The 24,419-nt window shown below is 69.9% G+C and carries 23 protein-coding genes and 1 pseudogene; 11 read left to right on the forward strand and 13 right to left on the reverse strand.

Going from position 1 to position 24,419, the window contains the following annotated elements; translation table 11 throughout:
* Window positions 1-15: 15 nt before the first annotated feature.
* From eccD to M3Q35_RS22810, 6 genes are read right to left on the reverse strand one after another with little or no spacing between them, the layout of a single operon-like run.
* Window positions 16-1,377: a type VII secretion integral membrane protein EccD gene (gene eccD, locus M3Q35_RS22785; RefSeq protein ID WP_273944030.1), complete on the reverse strand. Its 1,362-nt coding sequence runs from the start codon at window positions 1,375-1,377 to the stop codon at window positions 16-18.
* A complete protein-coding gene (locus tag M3Q35_RS22790; protein WP_273944031.1) occupies window positions 1,374-1,706 on the reverse strand; it encodes a YbaB/EbfC family nucleoid-associated protein in 333 nt (110 codons plus the stop codon). Before M3Q35_RS22790 ends, eccD begins: the two co-directional genes overlap by 4 nt.
* Window positions 1,707-1,716: 10 nt before the next feature.
* On the reverse strand, window positions 1,717-2,187 hold the full coding sequence (locus tag M3Q35_RS22795; RefSeq protein WP_273944032.1) for an LpqN/LpqT family lipoprotein: 471 nt from the start codon (window positions 2,185-2,187) through the stop codon (window positions 1,717-1,719).
* Window positions 2,181-3,599, reverse strand: a complete 1,419-nt coding sequence (locus tag M3Q35_RS22800) for a bactofilin family protein (protein ID WP_273944033.1) — start codon at window positions 3,597-3,599, stop codon at window positions 2,181-2,183. The genes M3Q35_RS22795 and M3Q35_RS22800 overlap by 7 nt, the downstream gene beginning before the upstream one ends.
* Window positions 3,596-4,633 carry a WXG100 family type VII secretion target gene (locus M3Q35_RS22805; RefSeq protein ID WP_273944034.1) on the reverse strand — a complete coding sequence of 346 codons (1,038 nt, stop codon included), beginning with the start codon at window positions 4,631-4,633 and terminating at the stop codon, window positions 3,596-3,598. The genes M3Q35_RS22800 and M3Q35_RS22805 overlap by 4 nt, the downstream gene beginning before the upstream one ends.
* Window positions 4,634-4,647: 14 nt before the next feature.
* On the reverse strand, window positions 4,648-5,388 hold the full coding sequence (locus tag M3Q35_RS22810; protein WP_273944035.1) for a WXG100 family type VII secretion target: 741 nt from the start codon (window positions 5,386-5,388) through the stop codon (window positions 4,648-4,650).
* 144 nt (window positions 5,389-5,532) lie between these two features.
* Here M3Q35_RS22810 and eccCa point away from each other — a divergent pair.
* From eccCa to M3Q35_RS22845, 7 genes and pseudogenes are all read left to right on the forward strand, one after another.
* Window positions 5,533-9,455, forward strand: a pseudogene (eccCa, locus tag M3Q35_RS22815) (type VII secretion protein EccCa).
* A 159-nt stretch (window positions 9,456-9,614) separates the two neighbouring features.
* On the forward strand, window positions 9,615-10,109 hold the full coding sequence (locus M3Q35_RS22820; protein WP_273944036.1) for a hypothetical protein: 495 nt from the start codon (window positions 9,615-9,617) through the stop codon (window positions 10,107-10,109).
* A gap of 119 nt (window positions 10,110-10,228) precedes the next feature.
* On the forward strand, window positions 10,229-10,588 hold the full coding sequence (locus M3Q35_RS22825; RefSeq protein ID WP_273944038.1) for a WXG100 family type VII secretion target: 360 nt from the start codon (window positions 10,229-10,231) through the stop codon (window positions 10,586-10,588).
* Window positions 10,589-10,604: 16 nt separating this feature from the next.
* Window positions 10,605-10,907: a hypothetical protein gene (locus tag M3Q35_RS22830; protein WP_273944046.1), complete on the forward strand. Its 303-nt coding sequence runs from the start codon at window positions 10,605-10,607 to the stop codon at window positions 10,905-10,907.
* 75 nt (window positions 10,908-10,982) lie between these two features.
* Complete coding sequence (locus M3Q35_RS22835) at window positions 10,983-11,333, forward strand: hypothetical protein (RefSeq protein ID WP_273944049.1); 351 nt, start codon at window positions 10,983-10,985, stop codon at window positions 11,331-11,333.
* Window positions 11,324-12,550 carry a WXG100 family type VII secretion target gene (locus tag M3Q35_RS22840; protein ID WP_273944050.1) on the forward strand — a complete coding sequence of 409 codons (1,227 nt, stop codon included), beginning with the start codon at window positions 11,324-11,326 and terminating at the stop codon, window positions 12,548-12,550. The genes M3Q35_RS22835 and M3Q35_RS22840 overlap by 10 nt, the downstream gene beginning before the upstream one ends.
* A gap of 3 nt (window positions 12,551-12,553) precedes the next feature.
* Window positions 12,554-13,273 (forward strand): transglycosylase SLT domain-containing protein, encoded by a 720-nt coding sequence (locus tag M3Q35_RS22845; protein WP_273944051.1) that lies wholly within the window; start codon window positions 12,554-12,556, stop codon window positions 13,271-13,273.
* Between the two features lie 83 nt (window positions 13,274-13,356).
* Here the strand turns inward: M3Q35_RS22845 and M3Q35_RS22850 are convergent, their stop codons facing one another.
* The gene (locus M3Q35_RS22850) at window positions 13,357-13,800 is read right to left on the reverse strand and encodes a VOC family protein (protein WP_273944053.1); all 444 of its coding nucleotides are present in this window, start codon (window positions 13,798-13,800) and stop codon (window positions 13,357-13,359) included.
* A gap of 56 nt (window positions 13,801-13,856) precedes the next feature.
* Between M3Q35_RS22850 and M3Q35_RS22855 the strand changes: the two genes are divergently transcribed.
* Window positions 13,857-14,495 (forward strand): TetR/AcrR family transcriptional regulator, encoded by a 639-nt coding sequence (locus tag M3Q35_RS22855; RefSeq protein ID WP_273944054.1) that lies wholly within the window; start codon window positions 13,857-13,859, stop codon window positions 14,493-14,495.
* Here M3Q35_RS22855 and M3Q35_RS22860 read toward each other — a convergent pair.
* From M3Q35_RS22860 to pnuC, 5 genes are all read right to left on the reverse strand, one after another.
* Window positions 14,485-15,639 (reverse strand): S8 family serine peptidase, encoded by a 1,155-nt coding sequence (locus M3Q35_RS22860; protein WP_273944055.1) that lies wholly within the window; start codon window positions 15,637-15,639, stop codon window positions 14,485-14,487. The genes M3Q35_RS22855 and M3Q35_RS22860 overlap by 11 nt on opposite strands.
* Window positions 15,636-16,916, reverse strand: coding sequence for a sensor histidine kinase (locus tag M3Q35_RS22865; RefSeq protein ID WP_273944056.1), 1,281 nt, complete (start codon window positions 16,914-16,916; stop codon window positions 15,636-15,638). The genes M3Q35_RS22860 and M3Q35_RS22865 overlap by 4 nt, the downstream gene beginning before the upstream one ends.
* Before the next feature lie 127 nt (window positions 16,917-17,043).
* On the reverse strand, window positions 17,044-19,581 hold the full coding sequence (locus M3Q35_RS22870) for a hypothetical protein (protein ID WP_273944057.1): 2,538 nt from the start codon (window positions 19,579-19,581) through the stop codon (window positions 17,044-17,046).
* A 67-nt stretch (window positions 19,582-19,648) separates the two neighbouring features.
* Window positions 19,649-20,689: an AAA family ATPase gene (locus M3Q35_RS22875; protein ID WP_273944058.1), complete on the reverse strand. Its 1,041-nt coding sequence runs from the start codon at window positions 20,687-20,689 to the stop codon at window positions 19,649-19,651.
* The gene (gene pnuC, locus M3Q35_RS22880) at window positions 20,686-21,291 is read right to left on the reverse strand and encodes a nicotinamide riboside transporter PnuC (protein WP_273944059.1); all 606 of its coding nucleotides are present in this window, start codon (window positions 21,289-21,291) and stop codon (window positions 20,686-20,688) included. The genes M3Q35_RS22875 and pnuC overlap by 4 nt, the downstream gene beginning before the upstream one ends.
* Window positions 21,292-21,336: 45 nt before the next feature.
* Here pnuC and M3Q35_RS22885 point away from each other — a divergent pair, with 45 nt between their 5' ends.
* From M3Q35_RS22885 to M3Q35_RS22895, 3 genes are read left to right on the forward strand one after another with little or no spacing between them, the layout of a single operon-like run.
* Window positions 21,337-22,053 carry an ImmA/IrrE family metallo-endopeptidase gene (locus M3Q35_RS22885; protein ID WP_273944060.1) on the forward strand — a complete coding sequence of 239 codons (717 nt, stop codon included), beginning with the start codon at window positions 21,337-21,339 and terminating at the stop codon, window positions 22,051-22,053.
* Between the two features lie 35 nt (window positions 22,054-22,088).
* Entirely contained in the window at window positions 22,089-23,534 is a 1,446-nt protein-coding gene (locus M3Q35_RS22890) for an MFS transporter (protein WP_273944061.1), read from the forward strand.
* Window positions 23,531-23,944: a MarR family transcriptional regulator gene (locus M3Q35_RS22895; protein WP_273944062.1), complete on the forward strand. Its 414-nt coding sequence runs from the start codon at window positions 23,531-23,533 to the stop codon at window positions 23,942-23,944. Before M3Q35_RS22890 ends, M3Q35_RS22895 begins: the two co-directional genes overlap by 4 nt.
* Window positions 23,945-24,055: 111 nt before the next feature.
* Here the strand turns inward: M3Q35_RS22895 and M3Q35_RS22900 are convergent, their stop codons facing one another.
* Window positions 24,056-24,403 carry a hypothetical protein gene (locus tag M3Q35_RS22900; protein ID WP_273944063.1) on the reverse strand — a complete coding sequence of 116 codons (348 nt, stop codon included), beginning with the start codon at window positions 24,401-24,403 and terminating at the stop codon, window positions 24,056-24,058.
* Window positions 24,404-24,419 lie beyond the last annotated feature (16 nt).

A 24,419-nucleotide genomic window follows, 5' to 3' on the forward strand; every position in this document is an offset into this window, starting at 1 on the left:
CCCAAGGCAGTACACCTAGAGCACGCCGCGAACGACCTCGTAGACGTTCAACACGGCGCCGACCAGCGGCACGATGGCGATGAGACCGAGGAACTCGGCGATGTCCATCATCCGCGACCAGTACGGCGATCGCCGGCTACGGCGGACGCGGGTGGCGTGGGCGAGGCAGAGGATGGCGGCGATCACCAACACGCCGACGGCGATGAGCGTGCCGTGCTGCCACGTGATGAGCCACGCACCGAGGCGGGCGAGCATGGCCAGGCCGGCGAGGAGCAGCACGAGGCGTTGGGCGGTGCCGGCGTAAGAACGGGACCGGAGCAGCCATACGACACCCAACACGCCGGAAAGGGCGGCGGGCCAAGGGGAATCCTCGCCCAGTAGAGCGAAGACACCGCCGACGCCGGCGAGGGCGAAAGCGGCGAGCAGGCCGGTGAGGATGCGCTCGGCGTTGGCGGTCTGGTCCAGGACATCGGGCCCGAGGGTGGGTTCCTCCTCGGCCCGGAACGAGTCGATGTCGGCCGGCACGCGGGGCAGCGGCAGTTTTCCCAGGCGCAGAGCCAACATCGGGGCCAAAGCGGCCAAAGCGGTGACGGTGGCGGTCAATACGGCGGCCGGACCGGCAACGCCGACACCGGCCAGCAGGACGATGGCCGACGTGATGGTCCCGGCCGCGGCGGCCACGGCCAGTCCGCCGAACCACGGCAGGCGATCCGACAGCAAAACGGCCGCCAGAACACCGTATCCGGTCAAAGCGGCCAAGCCGGCCGCCAACGACGCGACGCCCAAGGACACCGCGAAAGGCGGCACGGCAGTCAATCCGGCCAACAAAGCGGCACCCACACCAGCGGCGGCACACGCGACGCCGGAGCCGGAATCGCCGTAGGCACGGGTCAAAGCGCCGCCGCTGAACAGCAGGACCAGGGCATACCCGCCACAGGCGGCGGGAGCGTACCAGGTGCCGGACAGGCCGGCGGCCAACAAGACGGCAGCGCCGAGCAACGCGACAACGGCCGCCAGCTGGGCCGATCGCCGGGCGATCTGCCCGGCCCACGCGCCGGTCTTGGTGCCGGCGACGCTGGCGATGGCGTCGACGACGTCGTCGAACAGCAGCGGCACGACCTGCCGTTCACGCGGGCTGAGGTGCAGCACTTCCCCGTCACGGAGTCCGATCGCGGCGACGGTGACGCCTGGCGGGAAAGGAGAATCGCCGAGCCGGGACAGCACCCAGCCCGGATTGTCCGGCGACGCCTGGCCTTCGGCCCCGGACAGGCGCACCAGCTGCGGCACCAGCTCGGCGAGCGTGCTCTGCACCGGCAGCGCGACGTCCACACGCGCCCGGGGAGTGACCACGGTGATCCGGCGCGTCGTGGAGATCATGACGTGAACCGCTCCATCCGGCCGGCGGCCTCGATCACCGGCGCGAACCGGGCGCTGGTCGCCTCGGCCATCTTGCGCAGCCCGTCGTTGACCGCCTCCAGCACCATGTCCCCGAGGTCACGCGCGTTGTAGCGACGCATCGCCTCCGGGTCGATGTCGATCGCGGTGAACTGCCCGCTGCCCCGCAGCGACACGGTCACCTCGTTGCCGCGCGAATACCCCTTGACCTCCATGGCCTCGACGCCACGCTGGATGCGCTGCACCTGCTCCTGCTGCTCCCGTACCTGATCGAGCAGGCCCTGCACGTCGACACCGGTCTCCAGATCCATGATCCGCCTCTCACTCGTCGTCCGCGCGCAGGTGGAAACTGCCCACCACCCGCTGGAAGTCCGGCACCGCCCGCTCGGCCTGCGACGGCGTGCACGTGCCGGCCAGCTCCACCACCACGTGCCCGTCGTTGTCCGGCAACGGAACCGACAGGTGCACCTGGTACTGCGCCAGCCGCTGGCCGCCGACCAGCAGGTCGATCACCTGGGCCACGCCGGGAGCGGGATCCTCGCCCACGTCCTGTCGGCTGCGCACCACGAGCTCATCGGCCACTTCGGACAGTCGCGCGACGGCGGCGTCCACGGCGGCGTGCAGGTCCACAGTGGACTGGGGCTCGCCCACACCGACGGTGATATTGGGCGTGAACTCCCCTTCGGGCGTAGGCAGCACGATGACCAGGGCCGCGCCCGGAGCGCCCGATTCGGCCGGGTCGACGGGAACCCAGCCGTCCGGCACGTCCAACGCCAAAGGCAGCTCTACCATGTCAACGCCCTCGCCGCCTGCGCCGCTGTGTTGCTCACGGATTCGTACGCCTCATGACCGTAGTGCGAAGCGGTTTCCCACACCTTGGGCAGGTCGACGTCGATGTTCGCACCCAGGCTGGCCCCGACGCCCAGCGCCGCGCCGACCTTGAAGTTGACCTTGAGATGCCCGTTGTCCATTGTGGCCTGACCGTCGAACTGGGCGCCGATGCCGGCCTCCAGCTCGCCTTTCGCACCCACGCCGATGCCGGCCACGTCGACCCCGGCCGAGCCACTGATCTTGGCCCCGGCAAAGGCATCCAGGTGCGCCGCGACGCCGTGCGAGCTGCCGTCGAGGTGGCCGGCCACCTGCCCGCCGACGTACGCGCCGACGTCACCCTTGGCGGTGACGACGCCGTCGGTCAGCGCTCCACTGGCGCCGATGTCGGCCAGGGTGCCCTGAACCTTGCCGTCCAGCCGGAACTCGCCGCCGTGCACGAGCGCCGCCGCGTCCCACGTGGCCCGCGGGCCGAGGTAGGCGTGCGCCTCGTCGACGTTGTCGCCGACCTTGGCGCCCCAGCTCTCGTCGCCGAGCACGCCCTCGCCCTTGAGTAGCGTGATGTCCGTGCTGTGCCAGATCTTCTGGCCGGTGGTGGCGTGCTCCGGCAGCTCGGCGTCGCCGAACGGAGTCTCGTCCTTCTTCGGCGCACGGGTGCCCGAGAATCCGTCATCGGTGAGCTTGTACCAGCCGGAGTTGGAAAACCACGACGGCACCGACCGCGGTCGCCTGCGCCCGTCCAGGATCTCGTCTCCGATCCAGGACAGTGGACCCTTCTTCAGCTGCGTCAGGTCGACCTTGAGCTTGCCTGGTCCTTCGTCTTCGGCTTTCTCGGCCGGCTCAGCGGTTTCCGGCTTCAACCCGTACAACCGGGTCAGCGCGTCGGCCAACCGCTGCCGCAACGCGGTCGCCGACTTCACCGCCGAGTCGCCCAACTGCTGGGCCGCGTTGAGGAACGCCTGCTCCGAGCCGGCCGCCGCGGTCCGCGCCTCGTCGCACAACACCCTGGCGTACTGGAGGAACTCGGCCCGGACAGTGTCCATTGCGGACATGGTCGTCTGAATCGCGTTGGCAGTCATGGACAACCGCTGCGACTCGATCTTGAGCTGCTGGACGACGTCGTCGATGTCCTTGGTCAGCACGCCGGCGGCCGACTTGAACGCCAGCTGCGCGGCCCCCTGCCAGCCGGCGTCGGACTTTCCGGCGCAGCTGGTCATGTCCGACGACACCGCAGCGAGCTTCGTCGCGTCGTCCGCCTGCCGCTGCGCTTGCTGTTGCAGCGCAACGGGATCGCCGGTCACCTGCTTGGCGCACTCGTCGAGCACGCTCAGGTAGCGGGTGAGGACCGAGGCGACCACCCCGGAGATGTCGGTCACGACACCGAGACCTTGCCGGTGCCGGTCACCGAGATGTGCTCGGTCACGTGCTCGCCGTTGACCGGGATGTCCACGTCGACCTGGGCGTCATGGCCGGTCGGGATCTCCACGGTCGTCGACTCGCTGCCGATCGTCGTGGTCACCTTGATCACGCCCGGGTCGGCCGGCGTCGCGGGCGTGCTGACCGGCGGCGGGGTGGGAGTGGTCCCGGCCGGCGGGTCGACCGGGATCCACGAATCGGACGTGCTCGGAGTCGTCCCCGTCCCACCGAGCGCGGGCGGCGTGTAGCTGTACGGATTCGGTTGTGCCCCATTGGGATTCGACACGGTCGACGTCGTCGGCGTCGAGCCCACCTGCTGGCCGGAAGCCGAAGCCACCGCGGGCGGCGTCACCGGCGCGGTGACCGGGTTGCTCGTCACCGTCGTGGTCGACGGCGTGGTCCCGCCCGGGGTCGAGGCCGAGGCGGACTTGTTGCCGCTGAACAGCTTCTCCAGCTCCTGGATGATCTGGACCAGCGTCGTCAGCTCGGTGGCCAGCTTGGTCAGCCCCAACGTCTTGAGCAGGCCGCCGATCGCCTCGATGAAACCACGCAGCGAAGCCGAAGTCGCGGTGGACAGCGCGACCGCGGCCGCATGCGTCCACGGATTGGACATCAGCGCCGCGACCGTCGGGTTCACCGCCGAGACCACCGAGGTGTAGGCGGTCTGCGCGGTCTTGACCAGCGTGCCGGCCACGCCGAGCAGCTGCGCGCCGTCCTGCACCACCTTGATGATCTTCTCGAAGGACTGCAGCGAGTCGGTGATCTTCTTCAGCGCCGTCTCCGACGCCGCGCCCGACCACACCTGGGCCAGCTGCTTCTCCGCCTTGGCGAAGTCGTCCATCAGCGTGACGAACTGCTTGGCCTTGTCCAGCACATGGGCCACGTGCGCGGCGATCTGCTCGGGCTGGCCGGTGACGATGCGCGGCAGGAACGTGATCGGCCCGCCGGAGCCCGCCGTCGCGTCCATCGCGCTGGAGTTCGGGAACGTGAACACGGTGGTCTCTCCTGTCAGGCCGGCATCGGACGGTAGACGCGGACCATCGCGAGGCCGCCGAAGTCCGGGGTGAGCAGGCCGTGGTTGTAGAGCTGGCCGCCGGCCCCGGCCACGCCGATGGCCGAGTTGACCACCACCACGTCGCCCGCGTGCACACCGCCGGGGATGTCGCCGAGGTTGCGGGCCACGCCCGAGTACACGCCGATCACGCCCACCTGGGCCTGGTGATCGGGACTCGCGTCCAGCCAGTTGGCGAAACCCGTGCTGTCGTGGGCGAACTGCCCGGCCGACGAGTCGTGACCCAGGCCCGCATGGCCCAGGTAGTCCAGCACGTTGGCCACCGAATGCGGATCGCCCGCGCCGCCGACGCTGTCGTTGAACGCCTGCGCCGCCACCAGGCCGGCCGCCGGGCTCGACCACAGGCTGGCCGTGTTCGCCGTGCCGGCCGACGGGTTGCCGCCGAAGCCCTTGGCCACCGCGCGGTCGGCGTCGTCGTAGGCGTCCGCGCTCTTGCGGATCAGGTCGTTGACGGCTTGCAGGCCCTTCAGCAGCGACTGCAACGCGGCCACCTGCTGCGCCTGCATCGCGACGTTGCCCGAGGCCACCGCGTCGCCGATCATCGCGAACGAGGTCGGCGCCAACACCAGTGCCTCCAGGTCGAGCACGGCGTTGACGGTCTGCATGATGATGCCGCCGATGTTGCCGACCGCGGACCGCATGGCCTCCGGACGCACCTCGTACTGACCGGTGTCCATCCCACTCCCTCCCTGGTCGGCGACCTTGTGAGACGGAGAGTAGAGCGGACACCAGAGCAATCCAGACGGCAGAATTACCCACTAGCCACCATGACGGCAGAAATACCCACAAGCCCGACTCGGTTCTCTGGGCAGAATGCCGTGGTGAGCGCGGTACAGACCAGGCGGGCGCCGCTGGAGCCGCCGACCGGCGAGATCATGCTGCAGTCGCCGCCGATGCTGCCCAAGGGCTCCAACCAGGGCGCGGTGCAGCTGCTGTTCTTCCTGCCGATGATGCTCGGCATGGGGGCGATGTCGTTCGTCTACATCGGACGCAGCGGCGGCGTGATGACCTACGTCTTCGGCGCGCTGTTCGCGGTGTCCATGGCCGGCATGGTGATCATGTCGCTGGCCCGGGGCGGGGCGGCCAAGAAGGCGCAGATCAACGAGGAGCGGCGGGACTACCAGCGCTACCTGACCGGGCTGCGCGGCCAGGTGCGGGAAGTCGCCGAACGGCAGCGGATCGCGCTGACCGCCGCCCAGCCGGAACCGGCCGATCTGTGGGCGTTCGTGGAACGCGGCCGGCTGTGGGAGCGGCGGCGGACGGACCCGGCGTTCGGCCGGGTGCGGGTCGGCGCCGGCCCACAGCGGCTGGCCACACCCTGCGCGCGCCGCAGACCGTGCCGCTGGAGGACCTCGATCCGGTGTCCTCCACGGCATTGCGGCACTTCATCCGGGCCTACGCCACCGTGCAGGATCTGCCGGTGGCGATCTCGCTGCGGTCGTTCGCGCGGATCACGGTGACCGGCGACCGGCGTCAGGTGCTGGACCTGGTCCGGTCGATGCTGGCGCAGCTGGCGGCCTTCCACTCGCCGACCGACCTGCGGATCGCGTTCTGCCTGCCCGGCGAACGGATCCGCGACTGGGAGTGGGCGAAGTGGTTGCCGCACAACCAGGGCACCACCGGTGATCCCACCGGGCCGACCCGGCTGGTGGCCGAACGGGTCGGCGTGCTGGCCGACCTGCTCGGCGCGGAACTCGGCGAACGACTGCCGTTCAGCAAGGCGACTTCGCCCGAGTACCAACACATTGTCGTCGTCCTGGACGGCGGCCGGACGACCGACGACAGCCGGCTGACCGCGGCCGGCGGCCGCCAGGCCGTCACGGTGATCGACGTCAGCGGCGGCATCCCGGACGAGTCCGACGACACCGATCTGTTCCTGCACGTGGCCGGCGAGCGGCTGGGCATGGTCGTAGGCGAGGACAGCGACCGGCGGATCGCGCTGCTGGGCCGTCCGGACCGATTCGATCACGCGTCGGCCGAGGCTCTCGCCCGCCAGCTCACCCCGCTCTACCAGGGAAAACCGGTGGTCGCGGAGTCGCCGATGGCGGCCAGCTTCGGACTGCCGGGGCTGCTCGGCATCGGCGATCCCCGTGATCTCGACACGGCCGTCACGTGGCGTCGGCGGACGGCCCGGGAGCGGCTGCGGCTGCCGATCGGCGTCGACCCCGACGGCCGGCCGGTCGACCTCGACCTGAAGGAGTCGGCCGAGGGCGGCATGGGCCCGCACGGCCTGGTGATCGGCGCGACCGGCTCCGGCAAGTCGGAACTGCTGCGCACACTGGTGATCGGCCTGGCCGCGACGCACTCGTCCGAGCAGCTGAACCTGGCGCTGATCGACTTCAAGGGCGGCGCGACCTTCGCCGGCATGACCGGCCTGCCGCACACCTGCGCCGTGATCACCAACCTGGCCGAGGACCTGTCCATGGTCGACCGCATGGGCGACGCGATCAAGGGCGAGCTGGTCCGCCGCCAGGAGTTGTTGAAGGCAGCGGGAAACTACGCCTCCGTGCGGGACTACGAGCGGGCCCGGATGGACGGCGCGTCGCTCGAACCGCTGCCCTCGCTGCTGGTGATCATCGACGAGTTCTCCGAGCTGCTGTCCAGCCAGCCCGATTTCATCGATCTGTTCGTCATGATCGGCCGACTGGGCCGCAGCCTCGGCATCCATCTTCTCCTGGCCTCCCAACGACTTGAGGAAGGCCGCCTGCGCGGCCTCGACTCGCACCTGTCCTACCGGGTCGGTCTGCGCACGTTTTCCGCCTCGGAGAGCCGTTCCGTGCTGGGCGTGGCCGACGCGCACCAGCTGCCGCCGGTGCCGGGCTCGGGTTATCTGCGCGTAGACACGGAAACGCTGATCAGGTTCAAGGCCGCGTTCGTGTCCGGGGAACTGCCGGCGCGCGGAGTCGTCGAGGCCGGCCCGGCCCAGATGCGCGCCGTGGTGCCGTTCACGCTGGCCCCGACGCCGATCCCCGAGATCGTCGCGGAGCCCGTTGCCTCGGAGTTGCCGACGACCGGTGAGACGATCATGGGCACGATGGTGGATCGGTTGCAGGGCAAGGGACCTGACGCGCACCAGATCTGGCTGCCGCCGCTGGGCGAACCGCCGACGCTGGACCAGCTGATGCCGCCGCTCGGCGTGAACGACGAGCGCGGGCTGTGCCCGGTCGGCTGGGGTGGCAACGGCCGGCTGATCGTGCCGATCGCCATCGTGGACAAGCCGTTCGAGCAGCGGCGGGACCTGCTGTGGGCCGACCTGTCCGGCGCCGCCGGCAACGCGATGGTGGTCGGTGCACCGCAGAGCGGCAAGAGCACGTTGCTGCGTACGCTGATCGGCGCTCTCGCGCTCACCCACACGCCGGCCGAGGCGCAGTTCTTCGTGCTGGACATGAGTGGCGGCGCGCTGCGCCCGATCGCCGGCCTGCCCCACACCAGCGGTTACGCCACCCGACGCGAACCCGAGCGGCTGCGGCGGATCGTCGCCGAGGTGACGACGCTGCTGGCCGAGCGGGAATTGTTCTTCGCCGCCAACGGGATCGACTCGATCAACACGTTCCGGCAGCGCCGGTCCGAGTTCACCGAGAGCACCGACGGCCGCGAGTTCGGCGACGTGTTCCTGGTCGTGGACGGCTGGGCGACGCTGCGCGAGGAGCAGGAACCGTTGGAGCAGGCCGTGATCGGGCTCGCCGCCCGCGGGCTGGGCTTCGGCATCCACGTGATCGTCTCGGCCAACTGGTGGATGGGTGTGCGGCCGCAGTTGCGCGACGCCGCCGGTACTCGTTTCGAGTTGCGGCTCGGTGATCCCGCCGACTCGTCGATCGACCGCCGCGCCGCCCAGAACGTGCCGGCCGGCGCGCCCGGTCGCGGGCTCACCAAGGACAAGCTGCACTTCCTCACCGCACTGCCCAGAGTGGACAGTGACCAGCGGCCGGGTTCCCTTGCCGCCGGCACGACCGCGTTCGTCGAGGCCGTGGCCAAGGCGTGGACCCGCCCGCCCGCTCCGCCCGTTCGCCTGCTGCCACGGGAAGTCCCGCTGGCCGAGGTCTCGGGCGGCGACGGCAAGATCGTCCCGCTCGGTCTCGACGAGGCCGATCTCAAGCCCGTGCACCTCGATTTCGCCGCGGAGCCGCACTTCCTGGCCTTCGGCGACGTCGAGTCCGGCAAGTCGAACCTGCTGCGCGTGATCGCCCGGGGAATCACCTCGCGCTATTCCCCCGCTGAGGCCGCCATCATCGTCGTCGACTACCGACGCGGCCTGCTCGACGCCGTCACCGGCGCCCACCTACTCGGCTACGCCGGCGCGGAGAACGCCGTCACCGGACTCGTTTCCGAAGCCGCCGCCGCCATGCGGACCCGCCTGCCCGGGCCCGAGGTCACCGTCGAGCAGCTCAGGGAACGCAGCTGGTGGACCGGCCCCGAGCTGTTCGTGCTCGTCGACGACTACGAGCTCGTCGCCAACCCGGGCCGCAACCCCTTGTCCCCCTTGCTGGACTTCCTCCCCCAGGCTCGGGACGTAGGGTTGCACCTGATCATCGCAAGGGCCAGCGGCGGCGCGTCCCGTGCCCTGTTCGAGCCGTTGATCCAACGCGTGCGTGAACTCGGTTCCCCCGGCATCGTGCTGTCCGGCTCCAAGGAGGAGGGAATCCTGTTGGGCGACGCCAAACCCTCGGCCCAACCGCCCGGCCGTGGCCAGCTGGTCCGCCGCCGTGCCCGAACTTCCCTTGTGCAGGTGGCAATCGCGGAGTAGTTGCCGCGCGAACAACCGGCAAATCGGGTGTCCGAACTCGTTCGGCGGAACCGACCCGAGGGTGGCGCGGAGGACCGTGGTGGGGCACCAGTCGCGTGTCGGGGAGGGCGCGCAACTGTTCCGCAGTGTCCTCCGCGACCACATCAGGGGAGGACCTCCGTGTCTTTGATCAGTTGTGCCCGGCGAACGGGACTCATCGCGGCGGCCGCGTTGGCCGCCGCGGTGGCCCTGGCCGTGCCGGCGTCCGCCGCCGGAGCGGTCCCCGCCGAGCAGGCTCAACAACTTCAGGCCCGCGCCGACCACTACGTGGCGATGGGTGGCGTGCAGGTGGCGCCCGATCGCGTCACCATCCGCGGCACCGAGGTGCGGCTGCTGGCACCGAACAGCCCGGCCTATACCTGCCGCTACCTGCACTTCTGCGCGTACCGCTACCAGAACTACGTCGGCGAGGGATCCGACGTCGTCGACATGCTCCAGTGCCACGAGTACTTCATCCCGTGGGCCGACCGCGGTTCGTGGATCAACAACCAGACCCGGGGCACCAACGCGGTGTTCGAGGACAGCGAGCACGGCGAGTACGACGACTCCGGGCCCGCGCCCAACCAGACCGTCGACTACCCGTGGCGGCCGATCTACTGGGTCACGCCCTGCTGAACCGCACCTGTGGGTAATAGTGCCGTCACTGCACCTGGCAGTTGTGCCGTTTGCTCGAACCACTGCTTTTTCTAGCGTTAGCGGTGACCAGCAGGCAGTCGAGCGAGAGGAGGTGGCCCGTGAGCAGCCCCGGCTTCAAGGCCGACGCAGCGGCGATGACGCGAGCGGTCCAGGGTTTCGAGGAGTGCGCGGCGAACGCCAAGAAGACCATGTCGGACTTGGAGAACGACCTGGTCTCGGCGCTGAGCCACTACCAGGGCAGCCAGGCCACCGCGTTCTGGCAGCTGCACACGCAGCTTCAGGACAAGATGCGGGTTGCCAGTTCCGAGCTCGACACCATGTCCAACCTGGTGAACCAGAGCTTCCACAACTACGGCAGCGGTGACAGCACGGTCGCCCAGAGCCTGACCAGCCTGTCCAACAACGTGGACGCCGGTGGCGCGGTCTTCGGCCGCCTGACCGGCGGCACGCTGGCCTGAGCAGAGGGAGCACACGATGACCGCCGACCAGATCAGCGTCGACTTCGCGGCGCTCCAGGTCAGCTCGCAGACGCTGGCCGCCAAGGCGAAGGCGTTGCAGGAGTACCTGGACCAGCTGCACACCGCGCTCCAGCCGATCAAGGCCACGTGGTACGCCTCGGGCAGTGCCGCGGGCCAGGCGGCCGAGCAGGCCGAGACGCGGCTGCGCAATGCCACCAACGACATCGCCACCATCGTCGGCCAGTTCGGCGGCAAGGTGCTGGAGGCGCACGACCTCCAGCTGGCGTTGGAGAACAAGAACACGCAGTACTTCGCGTGACATCAGGCGGCGGTCCGGCGTGCTGCCGGCCCGCCGCCGTCGGCGTTGAACACGATTCTGGGGAGCTGACCAGGGATGTGGGACCAGTCGTTCTCCGTCCACCTCCAGTCGCTGACCGACTTCGCCCGCGAGCTGCAGACCCAGCTGGACGGCATGGGCGGTCCGATGGACCAGCTCACGCAGCTGGCCGGCGCGCCGGTGCTGCTGGGCGAGTTCGGCGAGGCGAATTCGCTCGAGGCGCGGACGAAGGCCGCGGTCGCGGAGATGCACGGCCTGCTCGATCAGGTGCGGCAGGCGATCGAGTTCGCCGAGAACGTGACGAAGACCGTCGCCACCGGCTACGAGCGGCTCGACGACGATCTCGCCAGCGGCATGCAGGTCACGACCGGTTACGCGGACAGCCAGGGTGACTCGACATGGACATGAGCCCACACACGAACTTCGCCCAGTACAGCCATGAACAGCTCTACACCATGCTGTTCGCCAGCGACCCTGACACCGTCGGCGAGGCCGCCGACATCTGGGACACGACCGGCAAGGGCTTGCACGACAAGGCGAACGACCTCCAGTCGCAGCTGTCCGGGTTCTCCGACAAGTGGCAGGGCGGCGCGGCGCAGCAGTACCAGTCGATGATCGGCGATCTGGCCGAGGGCATCCGCAAGGTCGCCGACACCGCGTTCGCGATGCGGGACCTGACCCACGATGCCGGTGAGGCGCTGACCACCGCGCGGGCCAAGATGCCCAAGCCGGTGAACGTGCCGCAGGTGTCGCCGTCGGTCGTTTCCCTTGCCACCACGCAGATCCAGGTGCAGGCCGACACGCCGCCCCAGGTCGTCGCGCAGATGCAGCAACAGCAGTCGGCCGCGATCGCACAGGTTCGGGACCAGCAGTCGGCCGTGGCCGCGTCCAACGCCGCGCATGCCGAGGCCGTAATGGTGATGCAGGCCCTGGCCGGCGACTACACGACTGCGCAGCAGTCGATTCCGCCGTCGCCCAACGCCGAGCAGGTGCCGTCGGGGACCACGCCGACCACCACCCAGTCCGACAGCGGCGTGAGCGCGCCGATCGTGTCGTCGTCGTGGGTGAACACCGCCACCGGCACCACGACCACCCTGCCGGCCGGCGGCGGCGTGCCGACCGGCCAGCCGCAGGGCGGTTCTCCCTTGTTCGGCGGCATGTTCACCGCCGGCCTCGCGGCCGCGTCGGCGGCGGCGTTCGGCCGGTTCGGCTCGATCATGCCCAAGATCCCCGGTTTCGCGAAGCCCAAGTCCGACGAGAAGTCCACCACGCCCGCGGGCGCCAAGCTTGGCGACGGCGCGTCGTTCACACTTCCCGTCGGTGGTGGTGGCGCAGGCGGCGGTATCGGCGGTGGCGGCGGTGTTTCCGGTTCCGTGCCGACCAGCATGGTCTCCAGCCCCGGCAGTCCCACCGCCGATCTCGCCGGCGGCGCGCTCGGCGCTGCCGTCGCCGATGCCGCTGGTAGCAAGGCAATGGGGCCGATGATGCCCATGATGCCGATGAACGGGGCCGGGGCCAACGACATGGGTGGTGGGCGGCGGATCCCGCCGTGGCTGGTCGAGACCGAGGACGTGTGGGGCGAGTCGTCCGCCGTCGCGCCGTCCGTGATCGGTGAGGACTTCTGACCCGTGCCGACCATCAGCGCCCAGCAGATCGCCCAGCACGCCTACAACGCCGGTTTCCGGGGCGACGCCCTGACCACCGCCGTCGCCGTCGCATTGGCCGAATCCCATGGCGACACCGGCATCCACGGCGACGTCAACCTTCAGACCGGCACGTGGGGGCCTTCCGTCGGCCTGTGGCAGATCCGCTCCCTCAACCCCGGTCACGGCACCGCCGCCGAGCAGGCCCTTCGCAACGCCGCCGCCAACGCCGATCCCGCGACCAACGCCCGGCATGCTTACGCGATTTCCCACCACGGCAGCAATTTCCGGCCGTGGTCCACGTACACCAACGGCGCCTACCGGAGTTACCTCTCCCAGGCGCGGACCGCCAGTCGCGGGGTGACCGGCGGTGCTCCCTCCGGCGGCGCCACCCCCACCTCGTTCCGGGCCGCTCCTCGCGCCTTGGACCTGGTGGCCGCCGAGCTCGCCGCCCAGGCCCAGCGGTTGCGGTCCCTTGAGGGCGAGGTCCGCTCCCCCGGGCCGACCCCGTCCGCCTTCGGCGGCCTGCCGCAGTCGCAGCAGGCCGCCGAAGTGCACGCCTCGCTCCTCGAGTCCCTCGCCGCTCGCATCGCCGCCCAGCAGTCCCGCGCTTCCGCGCTGTCCACCGGCGTTCGGTCCAGCTCCGCCAACTACCAGCAGGGCGACGACCAGGCCGCCCGCGCGTACCTGTCGCTCATGCCCTGACGCCCCACCCGTCACATTCGAATGTCACATGCGCGTCGTTGTTGCCTCTATTCGGCACATCCGGACCGCATGTGCCAGGGAAATCAGGCTGGGGTGGTGGTGCGGCCGTAGCCCTTGCGGCCGGTCTGGTCGGTGCCGTGGGCGGCGAAGCTGTAGAGGTGGATCTCGGTGCCGTCGGGGTCGTGGAAGACCAGGATCCAGCCGATGGTGGCGTCGATGACGGGCGAGTGGTCGATGCCGAGCGTGTCGAGGTGGGCGGCCCACTGCTCGGCGGCGGCCTTGTCCGCGATGCCGAAGCTGACCGGGTCGAAGCCCTGGATGCCGGCGGCTGCGGCGGGGTTCTCGCGCAGGGCGAGGCCGACGTCGCCGAGACCGGGGGCGAAGCCGGCGAGGCCGCGGACGACGCCCTGCTCGTCGGGGAACTCCATGGTGACCTCGAATCCGAACACCTGCTCGTACCAGGCGCGGCTGGCCGCCAGGTCGCTGACCGGGAACTTCACGTGGTGGATGCCGGTGAGCTGTGGCATGGCCCCCTCCATTTCAGTGCAGTGGTACTGCATTCACAGCTGATAGAGTGCGCTCGATGAGTGACGACGTCAAGCGCCCCTACCGGTCCCGCCGCCGCGCGGAGTCGGCCGAACAGACGAGGGGCCTGATCCGAGCGGCCGCGGCGCGCCTGTTCGTGGCGCGCGGCGTGAGTGCGACGACCATGCGCCAGGTCGCGGCGGAGGCGGGCGTCGCGGAACGGACGGTCTACACGGCCTTTCCGACCAAAACGGCGCTGTTCAACGAGGTGGTGAACATTGCGACGGTCGGCGACGACCTGCCGGTGCCGGTGGCCGAGCGCACGTCCTTCACCGACCTGTTCACGGAGACCGACCCCCGCCGCGCGGCCACGCTCTGCGTCACGTACGGCACGGCGCTGTTCGAACGGGCCGGTGACCTGATCATGGCGGCCATCGAGTCGGCCGGCGCGGACGCCGACATGCGTGAGTTCTGTGACCGCAGCGCCGCGGCCAACCGGGCCAACATGGGCGCGCTGGCCCAGGCCTGGTCGGAGAACGGCCTGCTACGGCAGGATGCCGACACCGCCGCCGACCTGCTGCACACCCTCTGTTCGCCGCATGTGCACCACCTGCTCTGCCGGCAACAGGGCTGGTCGGCCGAGCGTTACCGCGACTGGCTCATCGACACCTTGCTGACCACGGTGTTCAGGGACTGACCCGCCAGCCCCGCGCCCGGCCGCGCCGGATGGTCACGGTGATCAACCCGGCCAGAGCCGCCAATCCCACTCCGCCCAGGGCCAATCCACCGACGAGGACGTTGATCGGAGCCTCCGCCGGGGCGGCAGCCGGGACCAAGGCCGGTGGCGTGGCGGCGGTCGGCGAAGCGCCGGGACCGGCGGCGGTGAGAGGCAGCTGCGAGGTCACGGCGGTGTAGGCATCGACCACACCCCAGCCGAGACGGGGATCGCGGCCGCCGCCGGCGGCACGCGAAGCGGTGAGCGTCAACCGGTTCACGATCTGCGCGGGCGTGGCGGACGGCTGATGTGCGCGCAGCAGAGCGACCGTGGCGGCGACGTAGGCGGCGGCAGCGGAAGGATCCTTGATGGGCCAAGAATGTCCGTAGCCGCCGGCCGAGGTGCCGACAAGGTCGGCACCGGGTGCGGCGATGTCGATGTAGTCGCCGGATTCGGTAGTAACGGCATTGCCGTTACGGTCGACAGCACCCACTGAGAGCACGCCGGGCAGGGCCGTGGGATAGCTGATCGCGCCCTGTTGGCTGCCGACGGCCGGTGACACGATGACGGCACCGTCGGAGATCGCGGAGCGGACGGCGTCGTCGAGGGCCGGACTGTCCACAGTGGTCGGAACATCGACGAGAATGGTGCCGACACCGGCATGTGCGGCTGCGGTGATCGCGGCGGCGAGACGGCCGGGATCACCGGGATTGGTCTCGCCGGAGCCGGCGGTGTAGCGGATGGGCAGCAGCCGAACGCCAGGTGCCAGGCCGACGAACGTGGTCTGGTCACTGGCCTGAGCACCGATGATGCCGGCGGCGAAGGTGCCACGGCCGTCGCAGTCGGCGACACCGCCGGGCGCCGGCACGAGGTCGCTCGACGCCAACACCTGACCGCGACCGAACTGCGGATTGCCACCGTCGACCCCGGCACCGACGATGGCGACGGTCTGCCCAGTGCCCTTGCTGAGCAGCCAGATCCGCGCGGGATCGAGCAGCTTCTGGGCCCACGGCGGCGAATCCTGGTACACCTCGGTCGATTTGGCGCAGCCGGCGGCGTATCCATCAGGCACGTCGACGAGCAGGGCCAGCACGAGCGCCACGAACAGCGCGGCGGCAACCCTCACCGCGGCACCCACAGCGTCACCCGTGTTCCCCGGCCCGGCTGGGAATCGACGTGCGAGTGCCCGCCGACCTCGGCCAGCCGCGCGGCGATCGACTCGCTGATACCGAACCCGGCCGGCCGATCGGCGTCGCTGAAGCCGCTGCCGTGATCACGGGCGATCACGGCGATGCCGCCGTCCCGCTCCTCGACCCGCAGCACGGCTTCATTGGTGCCGGAATGCTTCATGGTGTTACGCAAGGCTTCCCGCGCCGCTTCACGCACGGCTCGCCGCCGTGCCTCCGGCATCGCGCTGTCGTCGATCTCCGCGAACACCAGCTGCGCCCGCAGCCCCTCCCGGGCCATTTCCGTGGCCAGCAGGGTGAGGTCCTCGCCGATGGTGGTCGGATGCGGCAGGTCGAGCTCCCCCGCGAGGCCGCGGCGGAGCTCCATGGCCTGGGCACGGGCGATGCCACGCAGCTCGGCCAGCCGCTCAGCGGCGTGCCGGTCGTCGCCGGGCGCAGGCAAGGCCATGACCTCCAACGCCTGCAACACGGTGTCGTGCAGCTCGCGCCGAACCTTGGCCGCCTCGGCCTCGCGTCCCCGCCGGATTCCCAGCCCCAGAGCCAACCTCGTGCCAAGGCCCACCATCAACAGCGCGCCGGTCGAGGTCACGATGGTGACGCCGAGCAGCAAGGTGTTGCCGGCCAAGGTGATCGCGTTCACCGACAGTGCCAGCTGCAACGGCACGCTCAGCGCGGCCAACAACAGTCCAAAGGGGATGCCCCATGCGACCGTCCACAATGCCACCGAGCCGGTCAGGTGGGTCCAGGTCAACGCCGAGGCGGACGGATCAAGGTAGCCAACGACGAGATTGGCCACGAAGGCGACGGACGCATCGGTGATCAGCAGGCCGCGCATGGAATCGCTCAGCACACCGGGAACCCGCAACGCCCACACGATCGTCGCCGCGTTCAGCACGAAAAGCAGCAGTCCCACCGCGACGCCGACGCCGACGTGACCGGCGGCGAGCACCGGCAGCAGCATCGCCGGCAGCACGACGAAGCGGTACACCATCGGCACCAGCACCACGTACTTGCAGGCCCGGACCATCAGCGAATCGGGCTCGGACTGGCTCTCGGCCGAGCACATCGCCGAGATCCGCTGCCAGCCCGGCACCGGCGCCGGATCCACCACCTGGTCGGGCACGTCCCGCGGGGTCAACGCGATCACCGGCGCACCCCGGCGCAGCAGCTGCCCCAGGAAACTCGGCACCCGCGCCGGGTATCCGGCCAACGACATCAGGACCCCTCCGATGCGCCTCGGCTACCCCAGCACCGTACCGGGGCCGGGCCGGGCCTTCGAGGGGCTCAAGGAAGTCGCCCTGGTGCGCGAAGGCACTTCCCTTGAGCCGATCAGAGCAGGATGATCAGGTCACGCGCACCGCGCCGGCCAGCTCTCGGATGTCGATGTCCTCGTGCGCCCGCAACTCGGCCAGCCGCTCCCGCCACGGCGGCGTCCACTCGCTTTGCCGGCCGCCGAATCCCACCAGCCACACCTCGAGGCGTGCGCCGACATAGCCGCCGATTCCGGCCAGCTCGGCCAGGATCTCGACGGCGGCCGTCTCGTTCCAGCCGCTGGATGACAGGAAAACCGGGCCGGGCAAGCGATCCGGTCGATCGCCGACGACCGTGACCAGTTCACGCCACCAGGACACGTCGAGGGTCTGGACCGCTTGGGAGAACAGGAGATCCGCCGCCGCCCTCGGCATGCCGACCCGCAGGTAGGCATCCACGAGCCTTCGGCACAACAACGCCGAGCCAACGGCGATCTGGTGGTGGTCGGCGAGCCACTGCCGCACGTCGACACCGACCCCGACAACCCGTTCCAGCAGGGACAATGCCACCCGTTCGCCGATCTCCGTGTCCGCGACACGCGCTATCGCGTTGGTGACGGCCGCCGAAATCGCGGCGTCGTAAGGGCCGCCGGCTCGCTCGACCACGCGATCGAAGCCCTCGGGGGCGAGCCGCCAGCACAGCGCATAGGTATCGATGACGTCCCGCTGCCCGCTTCGAATCGCTTCGACGATCAGCCGTGCCCTCGTCACGAGCTGGTCCCGGGTCAAGGTGGATGGCCTCTTCCACACCGCTTGTCGAACCGTCGAATCCTCATCGGACATGGCCTCGGCGACGGCGACGGCCGCCCGCGGATCCTCGCCGAGGAAAGTCAGCAGCGAGGCGGCGGCAACGGCTTTGATGTCACGGTGATGACTGCGCCACAGGCCCAGCAGCCTGTCCACGGCGTCCGGCGGTCGGATCTCGGCCAGCAGGCGGGCCTGTTCCTTCAACCCGCCAACGGATGCGGCGGTCCAGCGGCCGTCGTCAAGATCCGCGAGCACGCGACTGGCCGCCTGGGCAACGGGACCGGGCCGGGACTCGATGCAGCGCACCAGCACCGATTGCGTGCGCGTACCACGGATCGCCGCCACGGCAAGCGATTGCGGCGCGGTGTCGACCAGGGTGGCCAGCACCTGCTGATCACGGATCATGGTCACCGCCCTGGCCCGCACACCGATCTCGGCCATCTCGTCCATCGCCAGCCTGATCGCCTGGGCCTCGTATCGGGCCTGCTGGGCCGCGTTCCAACGGCCGGTCCGGCGAGTCGGCCCGGGCCAGCCGGCGTCCAGCACGGCGTCGACAAGATCGGTCCTGCTGCCGGCGATGTGTTCCCACACCTCGGGTTTGAGGCCGTTACGACGATCGCGCGTCACCAGTTCGACCGCCCGAGTGGCGGTCATCGGCCGGATGCGGTCCACCAGCCGGCGCAGCGCCCGCCGCGACGCCCGCGAGTTGTCGAGCTGGGCGGAAATCGTGTCGATCATTCGCTGCCACAACGCTTCCGGGACCGCATCGAGCAGCCGTCGCGGTGCCGACGCCAGCTGGTTGAGCACCACCGTCCGCACGTAGTGCGCGTCCCGCCACGCTCGATCCGTGTACGCCACTGCGCCGGCGAACACCGAGGCGTCACTGCTTCGCGCGGCGCAGGCTAGAAAGTCGTGCCAGGCCCGCGCGCGAAGGCGGAGCTGGGGACGCATCGTGGCCGGCAGCAGCTGCTCGGACACTTCCTCGAACGGCAACGCCGCGAGCAGGTATTTCCGTTCGGCGGCATGGATTCGACGGTCCTCGATCGGGAGTGTGGCGACCTCATCGACCGAGCTGTGCTGGTCGACAAGACGCCGCCGCTGCGGCAACGGAAGTGCCGCCAGCACCTGGACCCGCTCGGCGCCCCTCAGCCGCGCGATCAGTGGCTCGATGTCCGATGTGGACGGCAGCGCGGCCAGCGCCAGCCGCGCCGACCGACACAGTTCGGGGTGTCGCGCCACAAGTTGGCCGACGGCCTCGGGTTCTCGTGCCACCAACGCTTCCAACAGGATCGGGCGGGACTCGTCGGAGATCAACCCCAGCACGACCTTGGGTACCGTCTTGACCAGTTGCCGCTGCACCGACAGGTCAGCACCGGTTCGTGGCAGCCATTCCGCCACCACAGCCGGCGAGCACGCCGGCAGCAGCCGCGATGCCTCCACCCGTCCTCGAAGCGAGAACACCTTGGGCAGCAAGGAATCGGCCAGCTCGCGCCGCCGGGATCGTTTCAGCAGACCGTAGACCAGCAGCCGGTCCCGGCGTGGCACAACATCGATCAACGAGGCCAACGCCTCGTCCGGCACGGGCACCCGCATCGCCGCCGACAGCGCGCGGCGTCTCAACACGGGGTCGTGCAGCGCCCGGACGAGCTCGGGAATGTCCCGCCGAACCGTTGCATAGTGCAACGCGAGGTGGCGGTGATAGCTGGAGCCGGCGTCCAGTTCCCGGTGCACGGAACGGTACTCGGCTTCGGACAACAACAGTGCGTGCTCCGCCAGCGCGCGCATCCGCGCCGCAAAGGGGAGCCGGTCGACAGGCGCGCTCACCGGATGGCGGTGGCGTCGTCCTTCCTGGAGATCATGGATGCATGATGCCCCGCCGCCGGGACGAGCGTCAACCGAGCGGCTCGGCGAAGGTCGCCCGCTGCCGCAGGGTCTGCTCGGCGATCTTCAGCGCCAGCTCCACCCGCTGCTCCAAGCTGCCGGTCAACAACGCCCAGGCGTGCCCGGACTCCTGGAGGGCCGAGGTGAACCACGCGGTCATCGAGGCCCGGACGGCAAGATCGCCTTCACGGAGGCCGTCGTCCAGCCACGGCACGCCGACATGGTCGGTGAGCAGGTAGAAATCGCCGACGCCCGCTCGCGGCCGCCACGACCCGATGTACCGGCGCTCCCACACGGCCGTCGCGAACGCGTCGGTGTCGCACACCAGCAACGGCGAACCGGAGGCAGCCGCGGTGTCTTCGCGGCGACGCTGTTCGACGGCGATGCGGTCGAAGTCGTCCTGCACCCACACCAGATCGTCCAGTTCACCACCCTCGGCGCGCCACTTCACGTGCGTGTACTCGCGGCCGTATTCCTCGACCCACCGCGTGCGCCCCCACACGCCGCCCCGCGCCTGAAACGCCTCCGCGACCAGCCGGGACACGGTGGTCGTGCCGGTCGACTCTGCGCCGACGAACACCAGCCGGGTGGCCAGCCCGGCCCGGACCACCGGATCCAGGAAGTCCCACTGCCCAGCCAGATCCGCCCGGATCGCGGTGGCCGACACCGGCACGGCCAAGCGGGTCGGATCCACCAGCACGTGCTCGGCCCCGAAGCGACGGGCCAGCTCGTCGCCGTACTTCTCGGACGTGAACACCGCGTCGATCGAGGTGTCGCCGAGGGCCGCGCGCATCACCGCGACCTGGGCCGCCCAGATCGGCTCGTCGGCCATGTCCACCGGCACGTCGCAGCGGGTGCCGACCACCTGTACTCCGGGGTGCACTTGACGCAGCCACGAGACCCGATCGGCCAGCGGGATGGACTCCACGCTCGCCGCCTCGACCAGCACCGTCAGCCGGCGGCAACGGGCGGCCGCGGTCCGTACGAGATGGTGGTGCCCGAGATGCGGCGGATAGAACTTGCCCAGCACCAGGCCGTGGTCGTAGGTCATGCCGGCACCAGCGTTCGCCGCCACTGGCGCAGCCCCAGCACGCACAGCCCGAGGAACAGCACGTACACGATTGCCGTCAGATCGAGCCGTTTGACCAGGTAGAACGGCACATAGATGACGTCGGCGGCGATCCAGAACCACCAGCTCTCGATCTTCTTGGCGTTCAGCAGGAACTGCGCGGCGAGCGAGATCGCGGTGGTCAGGGCGTCCCAGAAGGGCGCGGCGTCGTCCACGGCGGTCAGCAGGACGGTCAGACCGGCGGTGCCGACCACCACGAAGGCGACGCAGCCCGCAAGCAACGTAGGAGTTGCTTGCGTCGGCTCAAGGGCCGTTCGCCGCGGCCCGCCGCGCACCCACTGCCACCAGCCGATGAAGCCCAGCACGATGTAGATCACCTGGAGCCCGGCGTCGGCGTAGAACTGGGCCGACACGAACAACACAAGAAAGAAGGCGCTGTTGGCGATGCCGACCGGGAAGTTGGCCACGTGGGCCAGCACGGTCAGCAGCACGCAGGCGCCGCCGGTGACGAAGCCGAGCAGCTCGGCCACCGACACCTGGTCGTCGCCGAGCACGAAGAGCACCTGGTTGAGCCAGTCGATCATGGTCGTTCCCCTCCCCCGCGAGCCGGCTCACGCTACCTTTTTCCGGTGCCGCTGTTCACCGCAACCTGCCCGGTGAATCCCCGGGAACAGCAGTGGATCGAGGAGTCGCTGGCCTGGCTCCGCACCGCCTTCGGCCCACCACGCGCCGTGATCACCGAGCTGGGCGACGAGGTCTTCGGTCGGCTCTGCCAGCTCATGGACATCGACCCGAAGACGATCACCGTGGAGCTGTACGGCGACTCGAACGAGGACGACCTGGCCCGCGCCGCCGGGCTCACCGTTCGGTCGAAGGGCGCCGCCGGGCACTACCGGCGCGAGAACGGCCGCCCGGTGATCGCCCTCGACCGCACGCTCACCTCGAACCGGCTGGTCGCCACGGTCGCGCACGAACTCGGCCACGTCCTCCTTGACGGCCGCTACGACCACGACGACCACGAGCCGCTCACCGACCTGCTGACGGTCCACTTCGGACTGGGCATCTTCGCCGCCAACGCCTGCTTCGACGTCAGCCAGGACCACCAGCGCCGCCAGGTCCGCCGCCTCGGCTACCTGACCGAGCCGATGTACGGCTACGCCCTCGCGTGCCACGCCCACAGCCGCGGCGAGCACCGCCCGGACTGGGCCGCCCACCTTGACGTGAACCCCCGGGTCTACCTGAAGCGGGGCTGCGCCACCTGCGCCGGACGCCATGAAAGCGACGTTGCTTGCGGACGTGAACGGCCTCACTGTTCCACTTCCGCCGGGATAGTTGTACGCTCATAACTATTACAGTCGTAGAACTACCCCGAGGGGGACGTGTGCCGGAGCTCAGCCGTCGCCGGCGGCAGCTCGTGTTGGCGATCTGCTGCATGAGCCTGTTCATCGTGGGCCTGGACAACACGATCGTGAACCTGGCCCTGCCGGCCATCCAGCGCGACCTACAGGCCTCGGTGTCCAGCCTGCAGTGGACCATCGACGCCTACGTGCTCGTGCTGGCCAGCCTGCTGATGCTGGCCGGCTCGACCGGCGACCGGATCGGCCGCCGCCGCACCTTCCAGACCGGTCTCACCCTGTTCGGCCTCGGCTCGCTGCTGTGCAGCGTGGCCCCGAACGCCGGCCTGCTGATCGCCTTCCGGATGGTCCAGGCGGTCGGCGGCTCGATGCTCAACCCGGTGGCGATGTCGATCATCACCAACACCTTCACCGAGCCCCGCGAGCGGGCCAGGGCCATCGGCGTCTGGGGCGGCGTGGTCGGCCTGAGCATGGCGCTGGGCCCGCTGGTCGGCGGCGCGCTGGTCGAGTCCGCCGGCTGGCAGTCCATCTTCTGGATCAACGTGCCGGTCTGCCTGCTGGCGATCGTCCTGGCCGCCAGGTTCGTGCCGGAGTCCCGCGCGGCGAAGGCCCGCAAACTGGACCCGGTAGGACAGTTGCTGGTGATCATCCTGTTCGCCGGACTGACCTACGGCATCATCGAGGGCCCGGGCCACGGCTGGGGCTCGCCCGAGATCATCTCCTGCTTCGCGCTGGCCGCACTGGCCGTGATCGGCCTGGCCGTGTACGAGCCGCGCCGCCAGGAACCCCTGCTCGACCTGCGGTTCTTCCGCAGCATCCCGTTCTCCGGCACCACCCTGATCGCGATCAGCGGCTTCGCCGCGCTGGCCGGCTACCTGTTCCTCAACGCGCTCTACCTCCAGCAGGTCCGCGGCCTGACGGCGATGGAAGCCGGCCTGTTCTCGCTGCCGTCCGCCGCCATCACCGCGGTGCTGGCCCCGATCACCGGCCGGGTGGTTGCCCAGCGCGGCGCCCGATTGCCGCTGGTCATCGCCGGTATCGGCTTCATCGTCAGCGGGCTGCTGCTCACCCAGCTCACGGCCGACTGGCCGCTGCCGCTGCTGTTCCTGCCGTACGTGGCGTTCGGCATCGCCTTCGGCACGCTGAACGCGCCGATCACCAACACGGCGGTGTCCGGCATGCCCCGCGCCCAGGCCGGCGTGGCCGCGGCGGTGGCGTCGACCAGCCGACAGCTCGGCGTGGCGCTGGGCGTGGCGATCATCGGCTCGGTGGTGACCTCGCACGTGACCGGCCCGTTTGCAACCGGTTTCACGCCGGCCAGCCACCTCGGCTGGTGGATCATGGTCGGCTGCGGCGTGATCGTTCTGGCCATGGGTATCCTGACCACGAGCCGATGGGCTCGGCGCACCGCCGACACCGCGGCGGCGACCTTCGAGACCGACGAGCCCAGGATTCCGGTGACCACCTCATGACCACAGAGACCGCCGGCCGGGCCTGGCAGGCGATGCGGTCGCTGGTGCTCGAGCAGCACGACCGCCGGGCCGAGGTCTGCCAGGTGCTGGACATGAGTTTCATCAAGATCAAGGCGCTGTACAAGGTGGCCCGCGGCCCGATGACCATGCGCGAGCTGACCGACGCGCTGGCCACCGACAAGCCGTACACCACACTGGTGGTCGACTTCCTCGAGGATCGCGGCCTGGTCGAGCGCACGCGGCACCCCGAGGACCGCCGCTGCAAGATCGTCACCGTGACCGAGAAGGGCGCGGCCGAGGCGGCCAAGGCCACCGCCATCCTCAACGCGCCGCCGGAGCCCTTCCTGGCGCTGCCGGCCGACGATCTCGCCGAGCTGGACCGGATCCTGGCCAAGCTGGCGGTCGACTGACTTGCTGCTGCACGGTTTGTGCGGCCCGGACGGCCGGATGGCGTTGTGGGCGGAGGATCCTGACCTGCCCCGCGCCGCCGACAGCGACACGCACCCGTTCGCCGTCGCGCCCTACGGCACGACCGAGGTTCGCACGATCACGTTGCCATCGACCGAATCCGGGCCGCTGGCCTCGACCGATCCGTCGGACGGGCAGCGACTCCGGCCGTGGCAGGTGCCGGTGAGCGTGGTGGATTCCACGGTGATCGCCACGTTGCCGGACGACAGCGACACCGTGCGGTTCCTGGCCGACGTCGCCGCGTTCGCCGAGGACCTCGTGTCGCGCGGGCGTGTCGTGCCGGACGAGGAATCCCGTTGGCGGGCCGTACTGTCCGGTGTGGACTCAGCGCGATTCGTGGCACTGGCGGGGGCGATGCCGCCGGCTTGCCGGGCGGAGTCGCTCGACACCGACACCGGCACGATCCTGCACTCTACA

The sequence above is a fragment of the Kutzneria chonburiensis genome (genome assembly GCF_028622115.1).
Classification (GTDB): Bacteria; Actinomycetota; Actinomycetes; order Mycobacteriales; family Pseudonocardiaceae; genus Kutzneria; species Kutzneria chonburiensis.

Coding starts and splice junctions, on each gene's coding strand:
- eccD (WP_273944030.1), bottom strand. CDS start 1,377: ATGATCTCCACGACGCGCCGGATCACCGTGGTCACTCCCCGGGCGCGT.
- M3Q35_RS22790 (WP_273944031.1), bottom strand. CDS start 1,706: ATGGATCTGGAGACCGGTGTCGACGTGCAGGGCCTGCTCGATCAGGTA.
- M3Q35_RS22795 (WP_273944032.1), bottom strand. CDS start 2,187: ATGGTAGAGCTGCCTTTGGCGTTGGACGTGCCGGACGGCTGGGTTCCC.
- M3Q35_RS22810 (WP_273944035.1), bottom strand. CDS start 5,388: ATGGACACCGGTCAGTACGAGGTGCGTCCGGAGGCCATGCGGTCCGCG.
- M3Q35_RS22830 (WP_273944046.1), top strand. CDS start 10,605: ATGACCGCCGACCAGATCAGCGTCGACTTCGCGGCGCTCCAGGTCAGC.
- M3Q35_RS22835 (WP_273944049.1), top strand. CDS start 10,983: ATGTGGGACCAGTCGTTCTCCGTCCACCTCCAGTCGCTGACCGACTTC.
- M3Q35_RS22840 (WP_273944050.1), top strand. CDS start 11,324: ATGGACATGAGCCCACACACGAACTTCGCCCAGTACAGCCATGAACAG.
- M3Q35_RS22850 (WP_273944053.1), bottom strand. CDS start 13,800: ATGCCACAGCTCACCGGCATCCACCACGTGAAGTTCCCGGTCAGCGAC.
- M3Q35_RS22855 (WP_273944054.1), top strand. CDS start 13,857: ATGAGTGACGACGTCAAGCGCCCCTACCGGTCCCGCCGCCGCGCGGAG.
- M3Q35_RS22865 (WP_273944056.1), bottom strand. CDS start 16,916: ATGTCGTTGGCCGGATACCCGGCGCGGGTGCCGAGTTTCCTGGGGCAG.
- M3Q35_RS22875 (WP_273944058.1), bottom strand. CDS start 20,689: ATGACCTACGACCACGGCCTGGTGCTGGGCAAGTTCTATCCGCCGCAT.
- pnuC (WP_273944059.1), bottom strand. CDS start 21,291: ATGATCGACTGGCTCAACCAGGTGCTCTTCGTGCTCGGCGACGACCAG.
- M3Q35_RS22895 (WP_273944062.1), top strand. CDS start 23,531: ATGACCACAGAGACCGCCGGCCGGGCCTGGCAGGCGATGCGGTCGCTG.